This is a genomic window from Caballeronia sp. HLA56 (assembly GCF_054655155.1).
Genome location: NZ_BAAHOB010000002.1, coordinates 760734 through 782881 on the forward strand (window position 1 = coordinate 760734; position 22148 = coordinate 782881).

The window sequence follows — 22148 nt, forward strand, 5'->3', positions numbered from 1 at the left end:
TCGACGCTGCGCGAGGCCGTTCGAGTTGCGCCGCGGTGTCGCGAAACGGCTTCATCTCAGTCGGCGTAGGACGGGTCTTCCTTGTCCAGAATGCGCTTCATCTCTTCGAAGTGCGCGAGGGAGAAATCCGCAATGCCTTCCCAGTCGCGCGCCGTCTTCTCGGCGACTTCTGGCGACAGCAGTTTCAGCGGTTGTCCTGTTGCATACGCCATGCACAGAATCTGGCAGGCGCGTTCGAGCGTGTACATGTCGTCATACGCTTCACCAACGGTCGAAGATGTCACCATGACGCCGTGATTTCCCATCATCAAGCGCGACTTGTCACCGAGTAGGCCGGCCAGACGCGCGCCTTCTGCCGCGGTATCGGCCATGCCACCGAAGGACGTATCGAGCGCAACGCGATTGAAGTAACGCGCCGTGTTTTGTTCGACCGGCTTGATCTCCGGGTCGGCGAGACATGCGAGCGCGGTAGCGTGAATCGGATGCAGATGCATCGCCACGCGGATATGCGGAGCGAGCTTGTGAAGCTGTCCGTGGATGGCCCACGCGGTGGGATCGATATCGTCGCGGCCGGCCAGGTCGTCGGCGTCGTCGGCATCGAGCAACAGCAGGTCGCTTGCGCGGATGCGCGAGAAATGCACCCACTTCGGGTTCATCAGAAACTTGCGTCCATCTGGCGATACGGCCGCGCTGAAGTGATTCGCGACGGCCTCGTGCATGCCCAGCCGGGCGAAGCATCGGAATGCGGCAGCGAGATCGATACGAAGCTGGCGTTCGTTCATGAGTCGGGTATCCGGTGTCGAGGTGAGGGAGCGGGCAATCATATGGATAGCGGGCTTTTCAAGCTCGATGCTGATGCAGCTTGTGCGCGATGAAATTGGCGCTGCTTGCGATGCATATCCATGATTGAATTCCTCGCGGCGGGTGCTCCGTTTCCGGCTGCGGCAGACGAGCAGCGGACAGATGCATGCGTCTAGCGCATGAAAAAGGTGCGTTTGCCTCATGGGCTCGCTGCGAGATCAATCTAACAAATCAAATTAAAGAAGAAATACTGTTTTCCCGATTCAGTGGACAGAGGGTGTAGCGCTCAGGCCAACCCCGCCAACAAACGCTCGAACAACGCGCGACTGTTTTCGTGGTCCATGAGCGCGAGATGAACCACATCTACCATCGCCTGAAATCGTGGATCGTTTCTCAGAGACTGACCGAACGCCTGGTCCAGAACAGTTTCCACGGCGAAGCGCGTGAGTGTGTGCGCATCGGTGACTCCGCTTGCCTGCAGTGTGGCCAGCTTCTCCTTCAACGTGGAGCCGACGTCCTTGGCGCCCGGATGTGCAAACGGACTCGAAGGATCGCTTGGCTCACCGGACAACGGGCAGGCGCCGCTTGGCGTCCGATCATGTCCGCGCGCTTGCTGGCGTAACAGCGCCATGACCTGATTCAAAGTAGACACGGAATCCATCTCCATACCTTCTTAATGTCTCGCGACACTGCCGAGATAGCCCGCCAGCAGCAAATGATTAGCAGAAACCTTCCCGTCGGTTTCTGCGTCGGCCTTGCTCTCTTCGATTCCCGCGAGTACCGCGCTCACATAACCGTTCAAAGGCAGAAAAGCGGTATTGGCCTGGAGGGCGCGCGAGAGCTGTTCCGAGGCTCCGTCCAGATCGTCGTGGGTGAGCAGCGTCAAGCCTTGCGCGACAAGCTTCAAAGAATCTTGCGCGGGAAGTTGATCGAGCGGGTACCAGACATGCTTCGCTCGATCCACGTGTCCAGTCATGAGTTCCAAAAAGCCAAGCATGAATGAACCAGCGTGAAACTCGGGGTTTTCGGCAAGGCAGCGCACGAACGCGTCGCGCGCTCCATCTTGGTCTCCGGCGCTGGCCAGGTGCGCGCCGAGAAAAAACCATAGGCGATCGTCGTGGGGGAAGCGCTCTAGTGCATCGTGGAGCAGTCGCGTTCCATCGATACCCGGTCGTGTCAGCGCATGGCTGATTTCGTCGATATGCGCGTGCAAACGCGAAGGCAGGTTGTCAGTCATTGTTATCCGATCGTATAGAGGTGACGTGAGCCGCCGAGCTCTTCACGCAGGTGTGCCAGCGCGGCGTGATGCAGTTGCGAGACTCGCGCGCGGCTAATGCCTAGTATGTTCGCGATCTGCTCGAAACGCATGCCGTTGAAATAGTGATACTGAATGATCTTTCGATCACGTTCGACCATGCCGGAAACGGCGTCGAGCAAACGGTCACGCGTTTGTCGCCATGCCACGCCGTGCCATGGCGCAGGCGCCGGGCTTGGTTTGTCTTTTTCTCCGGCAAGCATGCCGGTGTCGTCGAGCATGTAACCTATTGCGAGCCCGGCGGTAAGCTGCGTCAAGTGGTCGAAGGTGTCGCGTTTCGCGTCGATGTCTCGGTCGGATCGATCTTCGAGCGAAGCAATACGCTCACGCTGCGCGCGCCTCATGAACGATATCTGCTCCTGTGCATCTGTCAGCTTTTGCACGCCATCCAGCACCGCGCCCTTGACGCGTTGCGTGCAGAAGGTCTCGAAGGAAACGGACCGCACGCTATCGAAACGATCGATTGCTTCCAGTAAGCCGACCAACGCAAGTTGTCTGAAATCGTTGAAGTCCACGTCATTGCGATGTCGTCCGGCGTACAACTGCGCCGCGAGCGCGCGAGCGTAGGGCATGTAGCGCAGAAATATGGCTTCGCGCGCCTCCACGGAGCGCGTGGCTGTGAAACGCTCCCACAATAGCGCATCGCCCGAACGAGCAGAAGGCGTAATGACCTCGCTGTCGGGATCCGTCATCGGAAGCTGCCCAGGACGCCGCGCAGCACGAGTCCCCAGCCGTCGATGAGCACGAACATCAGCACCTTGAGCGGCAAGGAGATCGTTGCCGGTGGAACCATCATCATGCCGAGCGAGAGCAGTACGCTCGATACCACGAGGTCGATCAACAAGAACGGCAGCAAGACGACGAAACCAATCTGAAATGCAACGCGCAGTTCGTTGAGGATGAACGCCGGCGTCAATTGCAACAAGCTCACTTCCGCAGGTGTCTGAGGCAGCGCTTTACCCGACAACTCATACGTCAGCTTCAATTCGTCGTCTCGGACTTGCCTCAGCATGAAGTCGCGCAAGGGCGCGGCACCTCGCGCCAGCGCGTCATTGAGACCGATATGGCCGCTCATGAAGGGTTGAAAAGCATCGTGATTGACGGCCTCGAGCGTGGGCAACATCGCGAAAACGGTAAGGAAGAGCGCAAGGCTGATCAGCACCGGCGTGGGCGGTGTTTCCGGCATGCCGAACGCATGACGGATCATCGACAACACGACGATGATCCGGATGAACGCCGTCATTGAAATCACAAGCGCGGGACCCACGCTGAGTACGGTCAGAAGCGCGGCCATGCGCACGGTGTTCGAGGTGGCGTCGCCGGCCGAATACTGTTTGCTGACGGAGTCGGAGATGGAGAAAGTCAGCGGCTGCGCTTGCGCAGGACGGGCATGGGCTACGGCTCGTGGCGCGCTTGCAAACGAAAAACAAACGATCAGGCACAACGCCAGCGTATGTATCAGGCGATAGAAGTTCAAGGCCTTGGCTCCTGCTTCGATGAGCTAGCGGTGTGAAGGGTCTTGACGCCGCCTGCGTCGCTGGCAATGATGATTTCCACATCGCCATGAGCCAGTACATAGAGCGTGGTTCGGGAATTGAGGCGCACGCTTTGCAGTATCCGGACGTGCGACGCGGTGGCGCTGCGCCGGGCAATGGCGAAATGTCCGCTTCGCCGCATCAATACGATGATCACGATGCCCACCAAGAGACACGATGCGAGCGCCGCGACGACTCGTAGCGGACTCACGCCGTCATGCCCCAGTACTCCGCCGAGCGCATGCATGGACTGGGCGGCGTCTTTGAGGGGGAGGCCCCGCCAGGCTGCCGCGGACGGAGCGCTCGCCGCGAGTTCAGACGCTGCCACGGGCGCCATTGAGTATCTCGACCATGCGGATGCCGAAGCAGTCGCCGACGGCGACGATTTCTGCGCGGCCAACGACGCGATCGTTCAGTAAAACGTCCACCGGATCGCCAAGATGCCGTTCAAGTTCGACGACCGAGCCTGGCGTGAGCGCCATCAGTTCACCAATCGATGTTGTTGCGGAACCAAGGTGAATGTCGAGCGTGATCTTCACGTCGCCGACGAGATCGAGCGAGCGCGTATTGGGCGACGAAATACTGTTCAGGTTCGAAGAAGGGTCGAACATTGGCAGGTCGATTGCATCGACCGTGATCATGTCCTCGTCTTGCGCCATCGCAGCGCGAGCGTTCTGGGCGGAATTCGTCATGCTTTTCTACAGGGATGTGGGCGTGGCTAATTGAATCGAGAGTTTGTCGCTGGTGCGACCGAGGCGGCCGTATGCGAACGGTGGTCTTTCGCGCGTGTTCAACGACGAAACCACGAGCGCGATGGGATCATGCAGTTTGCGATCGACGGTGATCACATCACCTGGGGCGAGATCGAGCAGTTGATGTAAGGACAATTGCGCGTGCCCGAGACTGGCGGATATCCGTACCGTCGTGGTAGCCAGGGCGTCGTACGCAGATGTAAGTGGATTCGCGCGAGTCGGTTCTCGCCGCGTGACAGGGCGATCCAAGATCAGCGGTGCAGGACAGACGATCTCGCATAACGCATCGCCGCAGGCCGCGACGAGCCGCAACAGCACGCCGCTTACGGGCGCATCATGCAGACGCGCGGGCTCAGGCGGTGTCCAGGCGGCAAGCGTGCCATCGCAAAGGGTGCATAACGCGTTGCCGAGTTCCTCGATGATGCGCTCGCCGAGCGTCGTGAGCGGACACGCTGCGCCGGACGTTGCCGGTATAGGTAGAGGCCCGGTTAGATCCAACGCCAGCGCGGCGAGCAAGCGCCGCGCGTTTCTGTCGATGCTCCACCACGGAGACGACGCGGCGGAGCCGCCATGCGACACGGCGCGGGCGCGGGCGAAGTCGTAGGGCGTGTCCTTGGAAATCAGGCGCACCGATTCAAGATGCATAGCGGCCATGCCTCTTGTGCCAAACCAGTCATCACGCCAGCTCGTAATGGCTTCGCCAACCAGATCACGGGCGCGGTCCAGATCGGCAGGACCCAGCGGACGCCAGCGAATTGCCTTCGACATCAACCCTGTCCTCGCATCTGGAAGAGTTGCATGATCATCTCATTGGCCGTGGTCAGCACTTGCGACGACGCCTGAAAGCCGCGCTGAATCAGGATCAACTGTCCAAACTCGCGCGACAGGTCGACGTTCGATGCCTCGACGCTTCCGGAAAGCAGTTGCCCGGCGCCGCCCTGACCGCTTGCCCGATAGATTGGCGGACCGGCGTGAGCCGCGTCGAACAGGCCCTTACCGCTCTGAACGAGACGCTCGGGATCGGCGAAAGTGGCGAGAGCAACGACGCCCGTGTGGTCTGTCTGACCATTCGAGTAGTGCCACTCGAGCTGTCCATCCTCGTTGATGGACATGGAGGTCAGCGCGCCTGTTGCATAGCCGTCTTGCTCGGTCATGTGCAGCGTGGAGGTGCTGCCCGCCGAGAAGTTCGTGACGCCACTAGAGAAATCGAGCGTGATGGTGGTGGGCGGTGCGTCCGCGGACGTCAGCGTGAAGTTGATCGTATCCGCGCCGGGCATCGGCATTCCGCCAATGAACTGCAACGAACTCTCGGTGACCGGCAAGCCGTTTTCGTCCGTGACCGTTACTTTCCAACGGCCAGGCATGATCGTGGAATCAGGCATGAAGGCGATGCCGAGGGTGCGCTTCGCGCCCGTGGAGTCGTAGACCTCGACATTGGGAACCGAAAAGTTCGTCGAGCCCGGCGAGAGGTTGTCGGTGAATTTGACGACGCTCGTCGCTTTCGGCGAATTGGACTGCTTGCCCGTCATCGAAATAGGCTGCGGCTTACCCGCCGTGTCGAGCGCGCCCAGCTTGAGTCCGCTCACCGTGTCGACGACAAAGCCGTCGTCGCTTGTGGTGAACTGGCCAGTCCGGGCGTAGCGTGCGATGTCGCCGTCGAGCAGCGTGAGGAAGCCGTTGCCCTGAATGGCGAGGTCGAGTTGTCCCGTGCTGTTGCGGATGTCGCCTTGCGACATGTTGAGCGCCGCATACCCGTAGTCGACGCCGCTGCCATAGCGCAACGTCGCTGCCGAGCCTGGCGTATCGCGTGCGAAGCGCTGTCCATAGTAGACGTCCTCGAATTGTGGCGTCGAGGTCTTGAAGCTGGGCGTGTTCATGTTCGCCACGTTGTTGCTGATGGTCTGCAGGCCGCGCGAGTATGCGGTCAGCCCGCTCATGCCAATGTAGATACTGTCGAGCATCGAAAAACTCCCGTTGGAAGATCGCTTATCGCACGGTGACGATTTGCGTAAGCGTCGCGTTGGTCAGGAACTGCCCGTCGGCGGTTTCCACGGTCAACTGCGGCTGAGTTCCCTGCAAAGAGATGCTTTTGACGACGCCGGAAAGCAGCGACGTATCAGTCTGAACATCGACATTTCGGCCGAGCAGGGACAACGTCTGATCCGATGACTGAACCGATAGAAGACTGTCCATCTTGTCGGTCATCTGGCGCGTTTGTTCGAGCGAAGTGAACTGCGCAAGCTGTGAAACGAACTCGAAGTTATCGACCGGTTTGAGCGGGTCCTGATAGGTAAGCTGAGTCAGGATGATCTGCAGCAGCGACTGCATGTCGAGTCCCATCGAACTCAGGCTGGTGTTGTTGCCGCGGTTCACGTTCTGGGTAGAGCCGATAGGGCTGATGGCCATGCTTTCCTCTGTTCGTCAAGGTATGAATTGGTTGATCGAAGTGGACAACCTCACGTGCGACGCCGTTCACGATGACTTTCGCAGGCTGCGCGCCGTGTCTTCTAAAGGCTTCGAGCGCGTGTCGCACGAGTGCATCCTGTTCGTGAGATGCGTCGGCGGGGCAACGAATTGCGAGCGTGGTGTCCAACTCGCCGGTGAGAAGGCTCAACTGGACATCGGTGTCGGGCGCGCGTCTGAGGGTCAGCGTTTCAGCGCGTCTTCGTGGTTCAGTCCCACATGCCGGCGAAGTCCGACTGGCGCGTGCCTCTAACAGCAATGGCGAGGCCGCAGGCGAAATGCCGTACTGATTAGGTTTGACATCGTCGCTTCGAGCCGACGGATCGTCTGAAGAGGGCGTGTTGGCAACACCTTCATGCTCTCCGTCGTCTGCCGGCGGGCGCGTTCGTTCCTTAAGGAGCTCGGACGCTCGTTCGTGCGGCACGATAGCGCCCATGTGTACGCGAGCGCGTTCTTCGAGGCGCATCGATGAATGAAGGCGCAGCGCCGCAGCGCCTGGCTTGCTGCCCGACGCGGCGCCGCGCCACATGTCACGCTCGAGGCTGCGCAATGTACTGGAGAACGCGACTGCATCACCAACTGACTGCTTAGTTACCTTGAGTTCGCTTGCCGGGATGAGGTTTGTGTCGATCTTCACGGCAGGTTCCACCGGGCGCGCATGTTGTCCTCGATAGCATCGGCTTGCCTCGCTTCGCGATTGCGTGCATGCGACAAGGCGGCACGGGATGCGAGAGTATCGGCAAGATCGGCTAACTGCTGGCTTCGCGTGCATGCCTGACGCTGTGCGTTCACCTGCTCGTTCCTGCGATCAGTTTCAAGCCGGGCAGCATCAGCGGCGTTCATTGCTGAACTGAGCGCTTGATTCAGATTGACGACCAATGTCAAATCGATTCCGCCGCGAGCTTCCAGAACATGGCGCAAGGCGGCACGTTGAAGGTCCACGTAGTCTTTTGCGTTGCGCCAGGCTGTTTTCGCGGCCGATGCCTCGACTTTCATGCGCTCATATTCGGCGCGCAGCCGCTCGACTTGCAACGTGCGAATGTGCGCGACTTGCTTCGCGGTGCGCAGGCGTTCGTGCTTGTTCATGTGGCATGTCCATGCAGTGCGGCGAGCGCGGCGTTGGCATCGGCGCGGGATATCTGCTTGTCCGAGTCCTGACGCAGGAATTCGATCATTTGACTGCGTGTGGCAAGCGCTCTGTCAAGTAAAGGCTGGCTTCCCGCCACATAGAGACCGGACTCGATCAACGTTCGCGACGACTCGTACGTGGAGAGTTGTGCGATAGCTTCGCTGGCAGTGTGGCGTTCAGCAGCGGTCGTGACATGCTGAAACGCACGACTGATGCTGCGAGGCACATCGATTGCCGGATAGTGTCCCTGTTCCGCGAGAGAACGCGTGAGCACGATGTGTCCGTCGAGGAGCGCGCGCATCGTCTCCGCCATTGGGTCGTCGATCTCGTCGGTTTCCGTAAGCACCGTCATGAGCGCGGTGATAGCGCCGCCGGAGAGCAGTCCGCCGCAACGTTCGACGACTTTCGGCAAGGCGGCGAACACGCCTGGGGTATAGGCGCGCATGGTGGGCGGTTCGCCAGCGGAAAGGCCGATCTCGCGCAGCGCAAGCGCATAACGCGTCACGGAGTCCAGCAACAGCAGGACATGAAGGCCCTTCGAGCGGAAATACTCCGCAATCGCGAGTGCATGAAGGACACAGCGGGCCCGCAGGATGGCGGGCTGATCAGAGGTGGCAACGACCATGGTCGACCGGGCGCGCGCCTCGTCTGATAAAGTGCGCCGCCAGAACTCCTCGGCCTCTCGTCCACGTTCGCCGACCAGACACACCACGCAGACATCGGCTTCGATGTTCCGTGCGAGGCTTCCCAACAGGGTCGACTTGCCGACGCCGCTTCCCGCGAAAATGCCAGCGCGCTGGCCAATGCCAAGGGTGAGCAGGGTATCGATGGCTCGGAATCCAGTTTGCAGTGGCACGGACGGCGAAGTCCGTTCGAGCGGCGAGGCAGCAATTCCAGCAAGAGGCCAGGTGGCTTCGAGAAGACCCACGGCGCCTGCGCCGTCCAGTGGCTGGCCGAGCGGATCGATGACGCGACCAAGCAGGCCGTCGCCTACGCGCACCTCGCTTTCCGTCCGCACGGAGCAGACTTCGTCACCGATACGTATCGAATTCAATGGAGCGAACGGTGCCAGTGTGATGCGGCCGATTTCGGTGCGCACCACCTCGGCGAGAATCGGCAATGTCCCTTCGATGCGGCACAACGCGCCGACCGGCACACCGGGACCATCCGCCTCGATGAAGGTTGGCATGACGCGTGTGATGGCGCCTTTACGCGTCAGGACGTCGGCGGCGCGCACTGCTTCCACGAAACGATGCGAAGAGGGATTGCTGGGCGAAGTCACGTGGCCGCTTCCTGCAGTGCATCGCGGATGCGGCCGAGCTGACTGTCGAGACTAATGTCGAGCGTGCCAAGCGAGAGCCGGACGAGGCATTGTCCTGCCTTAAGCTGCGGATTGACGCGGAGTCGAACGGAGTCACCACGCAAGGTGGGTGACATTGCGTCTGCGACTTCCGCATCCGAGGCAAAGTCCTCCGCCGATACTTCGAGCATGACGATCGATTTCGCCGATAGCTGTGACACATGGTGCCGGGCAGTCCGTTCGACCAGTCGAGTCAGGCCTTCCGCATCGCCGAAGATTCTCTCGAGTGCTGTCAAAGCGATCTCGATGGAAAGCGGCTCGAGCGCGCGCAGCGTCGCGTCGAACTTTGCCATCGCGGTATTCAAGCCATCGCGCAGCGCTGCCTCGTGTTCCGCGCGACGCAGCGAAGCCTGAACCTTACCGGCTGCGAGCCCTTCCGCGTAGCCCTCTTCACGTGCATTCGTCCGGGTGGCGACGGCATCGAGTTCGAGCTGGGCATAGGCCGCGCGAAGGTCGGCAACCTGCTGCTGCAAGGCGAGCAACTCGATATCGCGAGTATCGGGCATTGCGTCGCTCGCCGACACATCGGATGCAGAAGAGCCCTCAGCGCGCACGGACTCGACCGTCGCATAAAGTGAGGAATAGCGCACACTACGAGCCTTGATCACCGAGCCCATGCTTTCCTTGTCGTTCGTTGGCGCAGCACGCAAAGGAAGTGCTTGATCAGCCGTGCGGGTGCGCCAGGCTGCTTCGCAACGTCGCGAGAGGGCTGATCGATGTCGGCCTGCGCCACGCCTTGCAGGCAAGCTTCGATCCAGGCTGCGCGAGCGTGTGCGGTCAACAACCGCGCGTCCTCCCGATTCTCGAGATCCCGGCGACGTTTCTCCGGCAAGCAGCCAACGACGGCCTTCGCAGATTCTGGATCGAGGCTGCAAAGGAGACTTCGCGCAAGCATGTCCGGCATTGTTTGCATTCGATGCACGAGGCGCGCGATGTCATCGTCGCTCGTATTCGATGTCTTGGACTTAACATGATCTCCGGTGCCTGCGGCCCAAGTCATGTCTACTTCCCGATGCAATCCCGAGGCCGATGCCATCATGGGTTTGAGTCGCTCGCGCTCGTCCGGAGAAAGCGCATTCCAGATTGCCTCGACGTCTTCGATCGGATTCGACAGCAAATTCGCCATGGCCCGGCGCAGGTCGCGTTGCCGCTTACTCATGCGTGGACTCCTCGACGGCGAGCAGTTGGCGAAGGCGTGCCACGTGTCGATCGCGTTCCGAAGCGGTAAGCCGCTTCGAGCGATTCGACGCATTGACCCGCGAGCGAGCGTGGATCAATAGCGCTCCAAGCAAGACGAGGGTCATTGCAACGGCGGGCAGTCCGAGCGATGCATTCAGCCAACCCGGCTGGCCCGCATGCACGGAAGCCGAAGCCGCTGCTTCCTCCGGTTGAATGCTCTCGGCCTGCTTCGCGTTTTGCAGGGTTCGTATATCCTGGTCGGTCGTGGAAGCGCCAACTTGCGCGTCGCGAACGAACGTGGAGAGCACGTCGCCGCGCGACGCATCGAGTCCTATCGCGGTCGAGATGACGCTTGTCAGGCGCTGCATCTGTTCCTGTGGCAAGGCACGGTCGTACACGATGCCGACGGACAAACGACGCACCGCGCCCGGCGTTCGCACGATCTGTTCGGTCTCGTGCACCGTCCGGGCGTCTTCGCGCAAGGCCGGTGACTGCGGCGCGGGCAACGGCGGCTTGCCGGCGTCGGGCATGGCGCGCGAAGAAGGAAGCGGTACATTCGAGCTTGAATCGGATGAACCCGGCCGGTTTATCGTCGATTCGTGCGTCGAGCGCACCTGATCGGTATTGATCGATGCCTCCACGCTCACCGATGCATGTCCTGGGCCGGTCACGGCTGCGATCAGCGCCGCGATCTTGCGTTCATAATTTTGTTCGATGGCTTGCTTCAATAGCAGTGCTGGATCGTCGACTTCGCTGCTGGAAGCGCTGGCAGGTGCGCCGCTCGCGTCGAGTATCGAAACATCGGCGGGAGTCAGTTCGGGGACCGCCGCCGCGACGAGACGCTGGATGCCGCGAATCGCATTGACGCCGAGCGTCTGGCCGTCGCGCATGAAAAGGGCAACGGACGCCTTGGGCCGGGCATTATCGCGATGAAAGACCGATGATTCGGGCAAGGTGATGTGGACCCGCGCAAGATCGATCTCATCGAGCGTCATGATGGTGCGCGCGAGTTCGCCTTGCAATGCGCGCTGATAATTGACCTTCTGCGCGAATTCGGTGAGACCGAGATCCGAGTTATTGAAAAGCTCAAGGCCCACGACGCCTTGCAAACGCAGATCGCGACTCATGAGTTTGAGGCGCGTGGCGCGCGTGTCGCCACTCGGCACGAGAATGGCCGCGTGTTCCTCGTCGTAGCGGAAGGGAATTTTTTGCTTTTCGAGTTCGGTAGCGATGACGGCCGCGTCCTGACGCTTTAGATCGCTGAACATCACCTCGTATGATGGCCGCACGAGCAGCCATGCCGACAACGCCACGAAGGCGATGATCAACAGCAGACCGGCGACAAGTGCGCAGCGGCGCATGAACGACGCGTCGGTGAAGCGCTCCAACAGGCGCGAGGAGGTTGAGTTCATGCTAGATCTGCATCCGCATTAGTTCCTGATAACCCTCGACCAGCTTCGAGCGGACCTGCAGGGCGAACTGCAACTGCAAGCGCGCATCTTCGAGTGCCAGCATCACCTGGTGAGGCGGAGTATCGTCTCCGATAGCGAAGCGGGTAACGGCGTCTTGCGCTGTCTGCACGGCGCGGTCGACGTTGACCACGCCGCTCGCCAGCATCGTGCCGAAGTCCTGATTGGCAGCCGACGAACCGGCCGGCCATTGCACCGCCGGGGACTCCGGCATGCCCGAAAATCCGATGCTTTCAATGTTCATCCCTTATTCCCCAGTTCGAGCGCGCGCATGTACATCGATCTCGCTGCGTTGAACATCACCGTGTTCGCTTCATAAACGCGCAGCGTTTGCACCATCAACGCCATTTCACCGGCGTGATCGATCCCGGGATAGCGGACGAAGCCCTTCGCATCGGCATGGGGGTGCGCGGGGTCATGGACGAGACGAGGCGCGGCATCGACCGGTTCGACTGACAGCGTCTGCGCGCCGCTGAGATTCGCTAGCGCAGCATGCGAAAGCTCGCTTGAAAATGCCAGCGAGGATGCGTCAGATGCGCGTGGTCCCGACACGAGGCGCATGGGCTGATACGGCTGGCTGCCGGCCGCACGCGTGGCGCTTGCGTTGGCCAGGTTCTGCGCGATGACTTCCATGCGCTGATGCTCGACATCCATGCCGGAACGGGCGATAGCGAAGATTCCTGTCGACATATCGCGTCAGGCTCCCTTGATCGCCAGCATCTGCATTTGCAGGGTGCGGTCGAGCATGCCGGTCACCATGGCGTATCGCGCCGAGGTCTCGGATGCCGTCGCGATCTCCCGATCGAGTCGTGAGCCCTGGGTTAGGCCGGTGGTTTCGATGGTCAATAGAGGCGTGACGTTCGCCACACGTGTCGCGATACGTGCGGTGTCGTCGCCTGCGTGGACTTCGGCTGCGTTACGCAGCGCGTCCTCGAACGACACGCTCGTCGGCATGAAGCCTTCGGAACTGGCGTTCGCAATGTTATTCGCCGTCGCAATCTGCTTGACGAAAAGTCCGTCAAGCGCTTTGCTCGCGATGGCAGACACGAGGTCGATGCTCATGATGTTGCGCCTTCTCTGTTGCCTTGATGATTACTGGATAACGAGTTCTGCATGAAGCGATCCGGCAGTCTTGATCGCCTGAAGAATGGAGATGACATCTCTGGTACTGATATGTAATGCGGACAGCGCGCGGACGAGATCGCCCACCGTGCCACGCGGGAAGGATGCGGAAACCGCCGGACCTGATTCCTCGACCGTCAGATCCGTATTGCCAACGACCATGCTGCGCACGCCCGGTCCCGTGAAGCTGACGAGCCCCGGCTGCGAAGCGGTGTATTCGGTGGAGATGGATACCCTTATGTCGCCATGGGAGATAGTGATCGGCGAGATGCGCGTGTCGCCGCCCGACACGACCGTGCCGGTACGTTCGTTGATGACGACGCGCGAAACCTGATCTGGTTCGACGGCAAGCGTCTCGATGCGAGCGACATAGTCGTTCAAGGCGAGCGAGCTTCCAGGTGCACGAATCTGTACGGTCTTCGCATCGAGCGCGCGCGCGGCGCCTAAGCCAAGACCTTGATTGATGCGTTGTTCGATGCGTCGGGCAGTGCTGGCGTCCGCGTCCTTCAGTACGAAGCGCAGATAGCCATCGTCGGTGACCAGATCGGCGCGCACCGGAACTTCGACGGTAGCGCCAAGTGGCACGACGCCCGAGGTAGGGTGATTCTTGAGCTTCGTATTGCCATTGGCGTCGTATCTATAACCACCGACCGAAAGCGGGCCCTGCGCGAGTGCATACATCTTGCGATCCGGGCCGCGGAGAGAGGTCATGATGAGGGTTCCTCCGGCCAGGCTGCGTGCGTCACCCATCGAGGTCACGTTGACGTCGATTCGATCTCCGGTGTCGGCAGTGGGAGGCAGCGTCGCTGTCACCGTGACGAGCGCGACGTTGCGGCTTTGAATCTGGTCCTGCGTAATCGCCATGTCGAACTGCGACATCATGTTGGCGAGCGCCTGACGGGTAGCCTGAGAACGCGGTGTATCGCCCGATCCTGCAAGCCCCGAAACGAGGCCGTATCCAACGAGCATGTTGTCGCGCCAGCCGAGAAAACGGCCGAGATCCTTGAGACGCACTTCGGAGGTCACCGCGCTGGCTTGTGACGAGAAGGCGATTAGAACGAGCAGCGCAAGGCCTGCCGCTGAAAAAAGAAGTGGAGGTCTGCGCATTACCAGAGCCCGAGCCATGCGAAGAAGCGGGGAATCAGACCGGGGCGCGAGCGGTCGGTAATGAACCCTTCGCCGGTGTAGTCGATCTGTGCATCGGCAAGCCGGTTCGACAGGACGGTGTTGTTCTGCGCGATGTCGACTGGACGCACACGCCCTTTCAGATGGATGCGCGTCTTCTCGCCATTGACATCGATGTTCTGATCGCCCGCCACGATCAAGTCGCCATTCGACATGACATCCGTCACGCTCGCGCTGATCTGCGCGAGCAGGCGCCCGGCGCGCTCGATCTTGCCTTTGCCGCCGTAGTTATCGCCCGCGCCCACCTGCGCCATATTGTTTCCGGCGTAGAGCGTCGAAACCTTGCCGTTTATGGCAAAGCCTGTATTCGTGGAGGTATCCGCGCTATTGCTGGCCGATGAATTTTCATAGACGAGAATGGTCACGATGTCGCCGGCGTTCGACGCGCGCCGGTCGGCCGTCAGCGAGTGATATGCCTCGGCACTGAACAGATTCGCGGCATGCACGTCGAGCGATGTGAACGCGCAACAGAGCATGAAGATGATGCGTAGGCTGTATGGAATCATCTTGCGGCGTCCTAGCGCTTCAGGCCGTTGGCAATCGACATCAGTTCGTCGCCCACCTGAACGAGCCGCGCGTTGGCGGCATAGGCGCGCTGATACATCATGAGGTTGACGAGTTCATCGGAGAGCGAAACGTTCGATGCCTCGCTGTATCCCTGGACCAGCGTGCCCGCGTTGTCCTCGCCCGAACGAACGCGCGACAGCGCGACACCGTCATCCGGCGCGCGATAGACGCCGTTGCCTTCGGACTGAAGGGCGCGCGTGTCGCCTGGCATCACGAGCTCGATTTGCCCGATTTCGAGCGGGTCAGCTTGTCCTGGGACGGTGGCCAGCACCTGCCCGTCGGAGCCGACCGTAATGGAGGTTGCATCGCGTGGCACGGAGATCATCGACTTCAATGCCTGGCCGTTGGGCGCGGCGAGAAAGCCGTCCGTCCCGACGTGCAACGTGCCGCCGCGCCAAAGTAGGGCTTCACCGGACGCTCGCTCGGAGTTCAGTTCGATGAATCCCTCGCCCTTGATTGCGAGATTGAAGCCATTGCCCGTTTCATGCAACGTGCCTGGGCTAAAGATGCGCAGAGAAGGATCGACGGCGACGCCGGCCGGACTGCTGCCTGCAATGTCCTCCGTCGGCAAACGCATGGCGTTCGATCGTTGAGGCGCCGCAACGAGCAACTCGGAAAACGAGACCGCCCCTCGCTTGAAAGCCGCCGTGTTCATGTTGGCCAGATTGTTTGCCGTGATGTCGACCGCGCTCTGCTGCGCGTTGAGGCCGGACGCGCCGATATAGAAGACATTGTTCACGCTCACATTTCTCCAAGACGCTGAATTGCCGCGCCCATCATGTCGTCATAAACATGAATGAGTTTCTGGCCGGACTCGACACGGCGCATGGCTTCCATCATCTGCAGCATGTCCTGGGCGACGGAGACATTCGATGCTTCGATATACCCTTGACTCAACTGCGCGGCGTCTACCGGCGTGGCTGCGGCGCCGTTGGAAACAAAGAGGCCGTCCGCTGTGCGCTTGAGTTCAGCCGTCTTCGCGAAGTCGACAATGTTGACGGCCCCGACCGAGTTACCGCCGTCGATGACTGTGCCGTCCCGTTCGACTCGCCAAGCGTCCGAGCTGACCTTGATGTCGCCGGCGGAGCCTTGCAGCGGCCAGCCTTGCGATGTGACGAGCCGGCCGGATGCGTCGCGCTGAAAAGCGCCGAGACGCGTATAGGCGGGGCCGTCCGTGGTGGCTACCTCGAAGAAACCGGGTCCGTTGATCGCGAGGTCGAACGGATTGCCGGTATGGATCAGCTTGCCTGCCGAGAAGTCGGTGGCCACCGTGTCTGCCGATGCGCTTTTGCCCATTGCGTCGGCGCTTGTGCCGAGCACGTCGCGAAATGCAACCGCGCGCTTGTACCCCGGAGTGGCCACGTTCGCGATGTTTTGACCTGCGATTTCGACGCGCCGCGTCTCCGCTCCGATCAGACCCGTACCCAATGCCATGATGCCGTCCATTCTCGTTTCCGTGTTCGCTGATTTCTGTATTCGTTTGCAGCGATCAGGCTGCCGCATGAACCGCCGTATCGCCGGGAGCCCGCGTTTGTGGCGGCAGCACCGAATTCGTCGCGCGCTCGATGCTCACCATCGCGAAAGATCTCAAGTTGATCTGGTGTGGAACCTCGTTCATCGACAACACGACGAGACGCGTCAGCGTGCGCCGCGTGAAGTTCCTGATGTGCCGGCGAATGTCGGGGCGGCATAACAGAACAGGAGACAGTCCCTGCCGCAGCATCGCATCGGATTGGGCGAGAAGGCGCCCAAGAAATGCCTCGGCGAGGCGCGGGTCGATGACGAAGGGCGCATGGCCGTCAGCGCTGTTCAGGTTCTGCGCAATACTGGATTCCAACGCTGGATCGAGGGTGAGAACCGCGAGGGCGTCATGTTCGCCCTGAACGCTCTGACAGATGGCGTGACCAAGACGTTGCCGGACTGTCGCCACCAACACGTACGAGTACGATTCGCGCGGTAACTGCATGACCGTGACCGAAAACGCCAAGCTCGATCTGCAAAGCTGGCAGATCGCCGAACGCGTCACACAATATGCCTATGACCTTCAGGATCGGGTGATATCGAAGACGAACCCTGGAACTTACTTTACGCTCTATGTCCCGACGGTCGAGCACTATGCTTACGATGCGCGCGGTAACTTTACTTCGAAGACCGATCCGAACGGGAACACGACGACCTGGTACTTCGACGCCGCCAATAGGCGCACGGGCGAAGTAGATGCCGAAGGCACGCTCACGCTTTTGACCTTCGATGCGGCGGGCAACGTCATCAGCACGCGGGTGTATGCCGACGCGGTCGCGGCCGTGGCCGGGTCGCAGCCGCCCGCGCCGAAGAACGCGGGGAATGTGCGGGAAACCCGCGCGTCTTACGATGCAAACGGGCATCTCGTCGAGTCGCGAGTCATGAACGTGGCCAACGGCTATTTCGACCCGACGAGTGGCGACGATCAACGTGGCGCCTATTACCTCACGTCGGGCAGCGAACTCGTTACGAAGTACCAATACGACGCCCGCGGTTTCCTCATCGTCAAGACGGACCCAGCCGGCAATTCCACGCTATATTTCTATAACAACTCGGGGCAAAAGACACTCGAGATCGATCCGAAGGGCTACGGTATTGCCTAGCCAAATCGCAGGACAGAGTATTGGACGTGTGGCGCGAACGGCGGCTGAGAGTTTTGGACCGCAGATTGAAAGAGCGTTTGAGCGTACTGTACCAAGGCTTCGATATAACGTTGTACCGGACGGAGGAGGTGTATTCCAGACAGGTGCGCGGCGATTAATTCGGAATCCAGACACCTTGGAGGGTTGGGATGCGGCGGAACGGGCTTATGATGCTATTCGCGCAGACAGGGCTGACGTTGCGCTAATTTCAAAGAACACAGGGATGTCGGAGAGTAGCATTGCACGTATCAAAGATCACGTGTTCTTCAATGAGCACCGAATCGAGTCAGTGCTCCAACGGTTTGATGCAGATCCTGGGATTGTAAATTCATGGAATCGCTTGACGGTCGGCGATTGGGTGGAGTCGGATTTAAGTTTGCTGCAGCACGAACGTTTCGAATCGAAATTCGAGTCGATCTTCGAGACTGATTATCGTACAGCCCACGATGCGGCCATTCGATCTGGGCGTATTTGGATTGCGGAGTAAAAACATGGCGTTCTACATTGAGATTGAAAAGAATACGGAGAATGACGTAGTGGCTACATATAGATACTGGAGCGTCGAAAACGATTGCGGTGAGTTCGAAATAAACAAGCAGTCCGGCGAGGTCAAATTGCTTATTCAAGCTAACGGTGATCGACAAGGACATTTGTTTAATCGAGCTGCCCTCAAGGTCATGCGAGGGTGGAAGCAGGGCAAGCTACCGGACAAAACCGTGTGGGCTTCTTAGTACTATCCGAACGAGTACGAGACAAGGTGCGGCTTGGATTCGATAGGGCGAGGAAAGGCTCAACTGTTCATTCGGTCGGGCGAGTGCGCGGGGCGGTGGGGGCGATGTCTGGTTCAAGTGCGCCCCGCCCCCGCCGTGATATGTAATAACCGGGGTTGTACCTGATCGACTGTGCGATGTGTCAAAACAGTCGCAGCGTCGAGCGTTACGAGTACGACGATCTGGACCAACGTATCGCGCATACCGATGCGCTGGGCGGGCGCGAGAAGACGTACTACGATGCCGATGGCCGCATCGTCAAGACCGTGAGCGCCGCGGGCCGCACGGTTCAGTACGACTACAAGTGTGCGAACAGCATCGCCTCGGTGGGCACATCGGTGACGGGTGGCTGGATCAAGACCATGACCGACGCCAACGGCCGCACCACGATCGACGAGCAAGACACGTTCGGCCGCGTGACGAAACACACGGACCTGGGCGGCCACGTGTTTCAGTACACGTACAACTGGGCCGGTCTGGTCACCAAGCAAACCGGCAGCACGGGTCAGGACGTGGACTACACGTACTACTCGCATGGCCTGGTGCGCTCGATCGTGGACCACGCGACCAAGACGCAGTCGCTGTACGAATACGATGGCGACGGCAATCGCACGGCGGAATACTTCACCAACTTCGGCGATTCGTATGTGTTCGCGCAATCGCGCGTGGAGTACGACGCGCTCAATCGCGTGGTATCGATCACGGACAACGCTTATCAGGTGAAGTACGAGTACGACGCGGTGGGCAACCGGCGTCGCATGACGGCGACCTATATGGACATGGTGGGCTACCACCAGAAGACGCAAGATTACTGGTATGAATACGACGCACTGAATCGCTTCACGGTGACGATGGGCACGCTCGCGGGCGATCACATCGTCGCCGGACCGATGGGAAGCGATGGCGTGCAGCTCGGCTACAACGCAGCGGGCGAGCGCGTGCTCGCGGTGTACGCGAAGGACGGCCGCACCGAGCGCTATGCGTACGACGCGAATGGTTATCTGCAGACGCAGACGATCAACGGCATCGTGGCGCAGGAGCGCACCAATGACCTGATGGGTCGGGTGACCTCGCAGATCGAGCGCGATGTAAAAACGGGCAAGGTGGTGTCGAACGTCACGCGCGTGTGGGATGCCGACAGCCTGCAGACATCGGAGCGCGATGCATTGAACGGCATGAGCACGAGCTACACGCGCATGGCCGATGGCACGCTCACGCAGATCGACTCGAAGCCGGACGACTCGAACGACACGCGCACGACCTCGACTTATAGCTACGAGTGGTGGGACGGCGCGAAGCAATCGAAGGTAAAGGTGCAGGCGACGAACCCGAACGCACTGGGCTGGAAGCCGGCGACTAGGGCAACAAACGAAACCCGGATCGATTCGATCGATCAGGTTGCCCATTCGAGCGTGGCCAACTCTCAGTTGAAACCGACGTATCGATGCGAAACCGTTGAATCAACTGAAGCGCATAGTCGACGATTACGCGCCTGACCAACCACGCGTTGCGCTCAACGAATTGCATCAAGGCAGAAAGCGGGACCGCACTCACGTACTCAACGACCAACCCCGTGGCTCCGTCCCCACCACGTACTCTCCAATCAACAAACACGGCCCGACGCTCACAACCGTCCCAACAACTCCGCCTTCTTCGAAGCGTACTCTTCATCGCTAAGAATTCCTTTAGCGTGCAATTGAGCGAGCTTCTCGATGGTGGCAAATACATCCGACTCTGCCGCCGATGACCGAGCACTCACCGGCGCCTCCTGCACAGGCAAACCCCCGCTTGAGGAGACAACAGGAAGGCTCCCGACATCGACCAAACCGTGCTGGCTTCCAAACGTAAGAGACGCACCGTGCGACTGCTGCTGCGAGAAGCCGCCGATCTCGTGATCGAGCGTGTCGTAAAGCGTCGTCTTTCCGTTCACTTCTATCGCCAGGCGTTTGGCTTGAGAGAAGAACGCGTAGCGCATGCCGTTCTGTGCGCCGGTGCTATTCGGCCAGCCTAGATCGGCGGGCCACCAGTTGCCGGAGTTGCTCGTATCGGCGGGAACGAAGAGACTCACCGAGCCGACGGGGCCGCCTGCAGTCTGCTGTCGATGACCATCACCATCGCGATGCTGATACTGAGCACCCTGGCTCTGCGACTGAAAACTGCCGCTGCGAATCAGGTCGGGCTGACTGGCGATCAGGCCAGAAAGCTCGGAGCACAAGCCGTTCACCTGACCCTTCAGGTGGTTGTTGAACAGGTCCGAGACCATGGTCATGCCACCCAGCATCCACTGGCCGGAACCTCCGAACTCAGGGTGGCTGAATTGCGCCATGCCGCCGTTTCCCCGAATCACGGATTCGAGCATGCTCATCACGGCATCGGTGCTAAAGCCGTGTCGCCGGGCAATTTCTCCGATGATTTGCTCGCCAGCCGGAGTCAGTTTTTGCATGATGTTCGCTCCCAAGGTTTCCTGTGACCTTATCACGCGGGAGAGTCGGGCGTGGTTTGCGCTGGCTTCAACCTCTTGCAACCAAAGCGGCGTCGCGCATCACTAAAAGTGCCGCTACTTCCGGTGGCATCGCGGCGAAATGCAACTACCGGTCCACCCGTTTCCATGCAACAAGCGACGCGCGCCTAAAACGTCCGGCCTTCCACCAAATGCGTCTTCACGCCATTGAGCACGTAGTCGCCCACGACCTTCGCCTTATGATGCAGGGGGTTATGGCTGAAGATCGTGCGCAGATTGCGCCAGTGCCGATCGAAGTTATGTTTGCGCGAAGTCGCGGACGCGCCGCCCGCATCGAAGAGACGCTCGCCCGCCTGCAAGGCCAGCTTGCCGACGATGATCTGCGTGCGCGCCGTGGCGAGCGCGCTTTGCAGCACGAGTTCATCCGCGGCCGGATCGGCATTGCGGATGGCGTTCGACGACACATCGAGCGTGCGCGCGTTGTCCCGCACCAGCACATCGATCGTGTGACTCAACGCCGAAAGTTCGCCCACCACCTGCTGAATGAACACGTCCTCGCGGGCCGTGGCCGCGGTGGAGTGCATGACCGGCCGCCCATGTCCCGTGACATAGCCGCGCGCATCGGACACGACATTGCGCACGATCCCCGCCGCCACCGCGACGAGGTGCAGCTGCCGATACGCGCCGCCGTGCCGGCCGACGAGCGACGGATAGCCCTTCTCGATCACTTCGCTTGCGTCCACCTTCACGTTGTCGAACACCACGCTGCCGCTTGCCGTCATGCGCTGACCCATGCCGTCCCAGTCGTCGAGCACTTCGAGTCCTTCCGTGCGTACCGGAATGATGGCCGTCACGCCCTTGCCGTTTTCATCGACCAGATTGGTGCGCACGAAGTCGGCGTACGCCGTGCCGGTCGTGTAGTACTTCTTGCCCGTGACGCGGAAGTGGTCGCCCTCGCGCCGCAATGCCGTTTCGATTTCGCCCGCGCGCGCCGTGCCCTGTTCGCCCGATGCGCCGCCGAACAACCCGCCTTCGACGATACGGCGCACTTGCCGTTCGTGAAACGGCGTGTGCGGTGCAAGACGCATGGATTCGGCGACATCGAAATGCACGCGCAACGCATGCGCGACGTTCGACTCGGCCGCCGCGAGCGTCGTGACGACGTGAATAGCGTCTTCGAGCGAGCCGCCCAGGCCGCCGCGTTCGGCGGGTATGCGCAACGCGCCGAGGCTCGAACGGCGGAACGCGTCGAAGGCCGCGAACGGCAGTTCCCGGCGCAGCTCGCGCTGGGCGGCATCGGCGCCGATTTCGTCGGCGAGTGCGGGCAGGGCGGCGAGTGCGTCGGAGAGTCGTCTGGAAGTGCTCATGGTGAAGTCG

The 22148-nt window shown here is 60.5% G+C and carries 28 protein-coding genes; 3 read left to right on the top strand and 25 right to left on the bottom strand.

From position 1 onward, the window contains the following. Positions 1-56: 56 nt before the first annotated feature. From ACYQ47_RS09810 to ACYQ47_RS09920, 23 genes are all read right to left on the bottom strand, one after another. A complete protein-coding gene (locus ACYQ47_RS09810) occupies positions 57-782 on the bottom strand; it encodes a class II aldolase and adducin N-terminal domain-containing protein (RefSeq protein WP_250511069.1) in 726 nt (241 codons plus the stop codon). 305 nt (positions 783-1087) lie between these two features. After that, the gene (locus tag ACYQ47_RS09815; protein ID WP_459905256.1) at positions 1088-1468 is read right to left on the bottom strand and encodes a hypothetical protein; all 381 of its coding nucleotides are present in this window, start codon (positions 1466-1468) and stop codon (positions 1088-1090) included. A gap of 6 nt (positions 1469-1474) precedes the next feature. Beyond that, complete coding sequence (locus tag ACYQ47_RS09820; RefSeq protein ID WP_244830728.1) at positions 1475-2038, bottom strand: tetratricopeptide repeat protein; 564 nt, start codon at positions 2036-2038, stop codon at positions 1475-1477. A 2-nt stretch (positions 2039-2040) separates the two neighbouring features. Beyond that, positions 2041-2808, bottom strand: a complete 768-nt coding sequence (locus ACYQ47_RS09825) for a sigma-70 family RNA polymerase sigma factor (protein WP_459905258.1) — start codon at positions 2806-2808, stop codon at positions 2041-2043. After that, positions 2805-3593: a flagellar type III secretion system pore protein FliP gene (fliP, locus tag ACYQ47_RS09830; RefSeq protein ID WP_244830725.1), complete on the bottom strand. Its 789-nt coding sequence runs from the start codon at positions 3591-3593 to the stop codon at positions 2805-2807. Before fliP ends, ACYQ47_RS09825 begins: the two co-directional genes overlap by 4 nt. Then, positions 3590-3988, bottom strand: a complete 399-nt coding sequence (locus ACYQ47_RS09835) for a flagellar biosynthetic protein FliO (RefSeq protein WP_244830723.1) — start codon at positions 3986-3988, stop codon at positions 3590-3592. The genes fliP and ACYQ47_RS09835 overlap by 4 nt, the downstream gene beginning before the upstream one ends. After that, positions 3966-4343, bottom strand: a complete 378-nt coding sequence (fliN, locus tag ACYQ47_RS09840; protein WP_459905259.1) for a flagellar motor switch protein FliN — start codon at positions 4341-4343, stop codon at positions 3966-3968. The genes ACYQ47_RS09835 and fliN overlap by 23 nt, the downstream gene beginning before the upstream one ends. 6 nt (positions 4344-4349) lie before the next feature. Beyond that, positions 4350-5171 carry a FliM/FliN family flagellar motor C-terminal domain-containing protein gene (locus ACYQ47_RS09845; RefSeq protein WP_459905260.1) on the bottom strand — a complete coding sequence of 274 codons (822 nt, stop codon included), beginning with the start codon at positions 5169-5171 and terminating at the stop codon, positions 4350-4352. Next, positions 5171-6364, bottom strand: coding sequence for a flagellar hook protein FlgE (locus tag ACYQ47_RS09850; protein ID WP_459905261.1), 1194 nt, complete (start codon positions 6362-6364; stop codon positions 5171-5173). Before ACYQ47_RS09850 ends, ACYQ47_RS09845 begins: the two co-directional genes overlap by 1 nt. A 25-nt stretch (positions 6365-6389) precedes the next feature. Beyond that, entirely contained in the window at positions 6390-6809 is a 420-nt protein-coding gene (locus ACYQ47_RS09855) for a flagellar hook assembly protein FlgD (RefSeq protein ID WP_309847340.1), read from the bottom strand. 690 nt (positions 6810-7499) lie between these two features. Next, a complete protein-coding gene (locus ACYQ47_RS09860; RefSeq protein WP_459905263.1) occupies positions 7500-7862 on the bottom strand; it encodes a hypothetical protein in 363 nt (120 codons plus the stop codon). Positions 7863-7948: 86 nt separating this feature from the next. After that, the gene (locus ACYQ47_RS09865) at positions 7949-9277 is read right to left on the bottom strand and encodes a FliI/YscN family ATPase (protein ID WP_459905264.1); all 1329 of its coding nucleotides are present in this window, start codon (positions 9275-9277) and stop codon (positions 7949-7951) included. Continuing rightward, positions 9274-9861, bottom strand: coding sequence for a FliH/SctL family protein (locus tag ACYQ47_RS09870; RefSeq protein ID WP_459905266.1), 588 nt, complete (start codon positions 9859-9861; stop codon positions 9274-9276). The genes ACYQ47_RS09865 and ACYQ47_RS09870 overlap by 4 nt, the downstream gene beginning before the upstream one ends. Before the next feature lie 98 nt (positions 9862-9959). Further along, complete coding sequence (locus ACYQ47_RS09875; protein ID WP_459905268.1) at positions 9960-10514, bottom strand: hypothetical protein; 555 nt, start codon at positions 10512-10514, stop codon at positions 9960-9962. Beyond that, entirely contained in the window at positions 10507-11946 is a 1440-nt protein-coding gene (gene fliF / locus ACYQ47_RS09880; RefSeq protein ID WP_459905269.1) for a flagellar basal-body MS-ring/collar protein FliF, read from the bottom strand. Before fliF ends, ACYQ47_RS09875 begins: the two co-directional genes overlap by 8 nt. A gap of 1 nt (position 11947) precedes the next feature. Continuing rightward, positions 11948-12247 carry a flagellar hook-basal body complex protein FliE gene (locus ACYQ47_RS09885; protein ID WP_244830712.1) on the bottom strand — a complete coding sequence of 100 codons (300 nt, stop codon included), beginning with the start codon at positions 12245-12247 and terminating at the stop codon, positions 11948-11950. Further along, positions 12244-12693, bottom strand: coding sequence for a flagellar basal body rod protein FlgC (gene flgC / locus ACYQ47_RS09890; RefSeq protein WP_459905271.1), 450 nt, complete (start codon positions 12691-12693; stop codon positions 12244-12246). Before flgC ends, ACYQ47_RS09885 begins: the two co-directional genes overlap by 4 nt. 6 nt (positions 12694-12699) lie before the next feature. Beyond that, positions 12700-13065: a flagellar basal body rod protein FlgB gene (locus ACYQ47_RS09895; RefSeq protein WP_459905272.1), complete on the bottom strand. Its 366-nt coding sequence runs from the start codon at positions 13063-13065 to the stop codon at positions 12700-12702. Between the two features lie 30 nt (positions 13066-13095). After that, positions 13096-14232, bottom strand: a complete 1137-nt coding sequence (locus ACYQ47_RS09900) for a flagellar basal body P-ring protein FlgI (protein ID WP_459905273.1) — start codon at positions 14230-14232, stop codon at positions 13096-13098. Next, positions 14232-14816 carry a flagellar basal body L-ring protein FlgH gene (locus tag ACYQ47_RS09905; RefSeq protein WP_309847359.1) on the bottom strand — a complete coding sequence of 195 codons (585 nt, stop codon included), beginning with the start codon at positions 14814-14816 and terminating at the stop codon, positions 14232-14234. The genes ACYQ47_RS09900 and ACYQ47_RS09905 overlap by 1 nt, the downstream gene beginning before the upstream one ends. Positions 14817-14827: 11 nt before the next feature. After that, a complete protein-coding gene (locus tag ACYQ47_RS09910; RefSeq protein ID WP_459905274.1) occupies positions 14828-15616 on the bottom strand; it encodes a flagellar hook-basal body protein in 789 nt (262 codons plus the stop codon). 2 nt (positions 15617-15618) lie between these two features. Continuing rightward, on the bottom strand, positions 15619-16323 hold the full coding sequence (locus ACYQ47_RS09915) for a flagellar hook-basal body protein (RefSeq protein WP_459905275.1): 705 nt from the start codon (positions 16321-16323) through the stop codon (positions 15619-15621). 43 nt (positions 16324-16366) lie between these two features. After that, entirely contained in the window at positions 16367-16843 is a 477-nt protein-coding gene (locus tag ACYQ47_RS09920; RefSeq protein ID WP_459905276.1) for an FHIPEP family type III secretion protein, read from the bottom strand. On the opposite strand from ACYQ47_RS09920, the gene ACYQ47_RS09925 reads away from it, so the two are divergent. The 3 genes from ACYQ47_RS09925 (at position 16842) to ACYQ47_RS09935 (ending at position 19806) form a co-directional block, all read left to right on the top strand. After that, positions 16842-17501, top strand: a complete 660-nt coding sequence (locus ACYQ47_RS09925) for an RHS repeat domain-containing protein (protein WP_459905277.1) — start codon at positions 16842-16844, stop codon at positions 17499-17501. The genes ACYQ47_RS09920 and ACYQ47_RS09925 overlap by 2 nt on opposite strands. 530 nt (positions 17502-18031) lie before the next feature. Further along, the gene (locus tag ACYQ47_RS09930) at positions 18032-18271 is read left to right on the top strand and encodes a hypothetical protein (protein WP_459905278.1); all 240 of its coding nucleotides are present in this window, start codon (positions 18032-18034) and stop codon (positions 18269-18271) included. 176 nt (positions 18272-18447) lie between these two features. Next, positions 18448-19806 (top strand): hypothetical protein, encoded by a 1359-nt coding sequence (locus tag ACYQ47_RS09935; RefSeq protein WP_459905279.1) that lies wholly within the window; start codon positions 18448-18450, stop codon positions 19804-19806. Between the two features lie 128 nt (positions 19807-19934). Here the strand turns inward: ACYQ47_RS09935 and ACYQ47_RS09940 are convergent, their stop codons facing one another. Both ACYQ47_RS09940 and ACYQ47_RS09945 read right to left on the bottom strand, forming a co-directional pair. Then, complete coding sequence (locus ACYQ47_RS09940; RefSeq protein ID WP_250527691.1) at positions 19935-20753, bottom strand: SHOCT domain-containing protein; 819 nt, start codon at positions 20751-20753, stop codon at positions 19935-19937. A gap of 185 nt (positions 20754-20938) precedes the next feature. Then, positions 20939-22138 (bottom strand): acyl-CoA dehydrogenase family protein, encoded by a 1200-nt coding sequence (locus tag ACYQ47_RS09945; RefSeq protein ID WP_459905280.1) that lies wholly within the window; start codon positions 22136-22138, stop codon positions 20939-20941. Positions 22139-22148 lie beyond the last annotated feature (10 nt).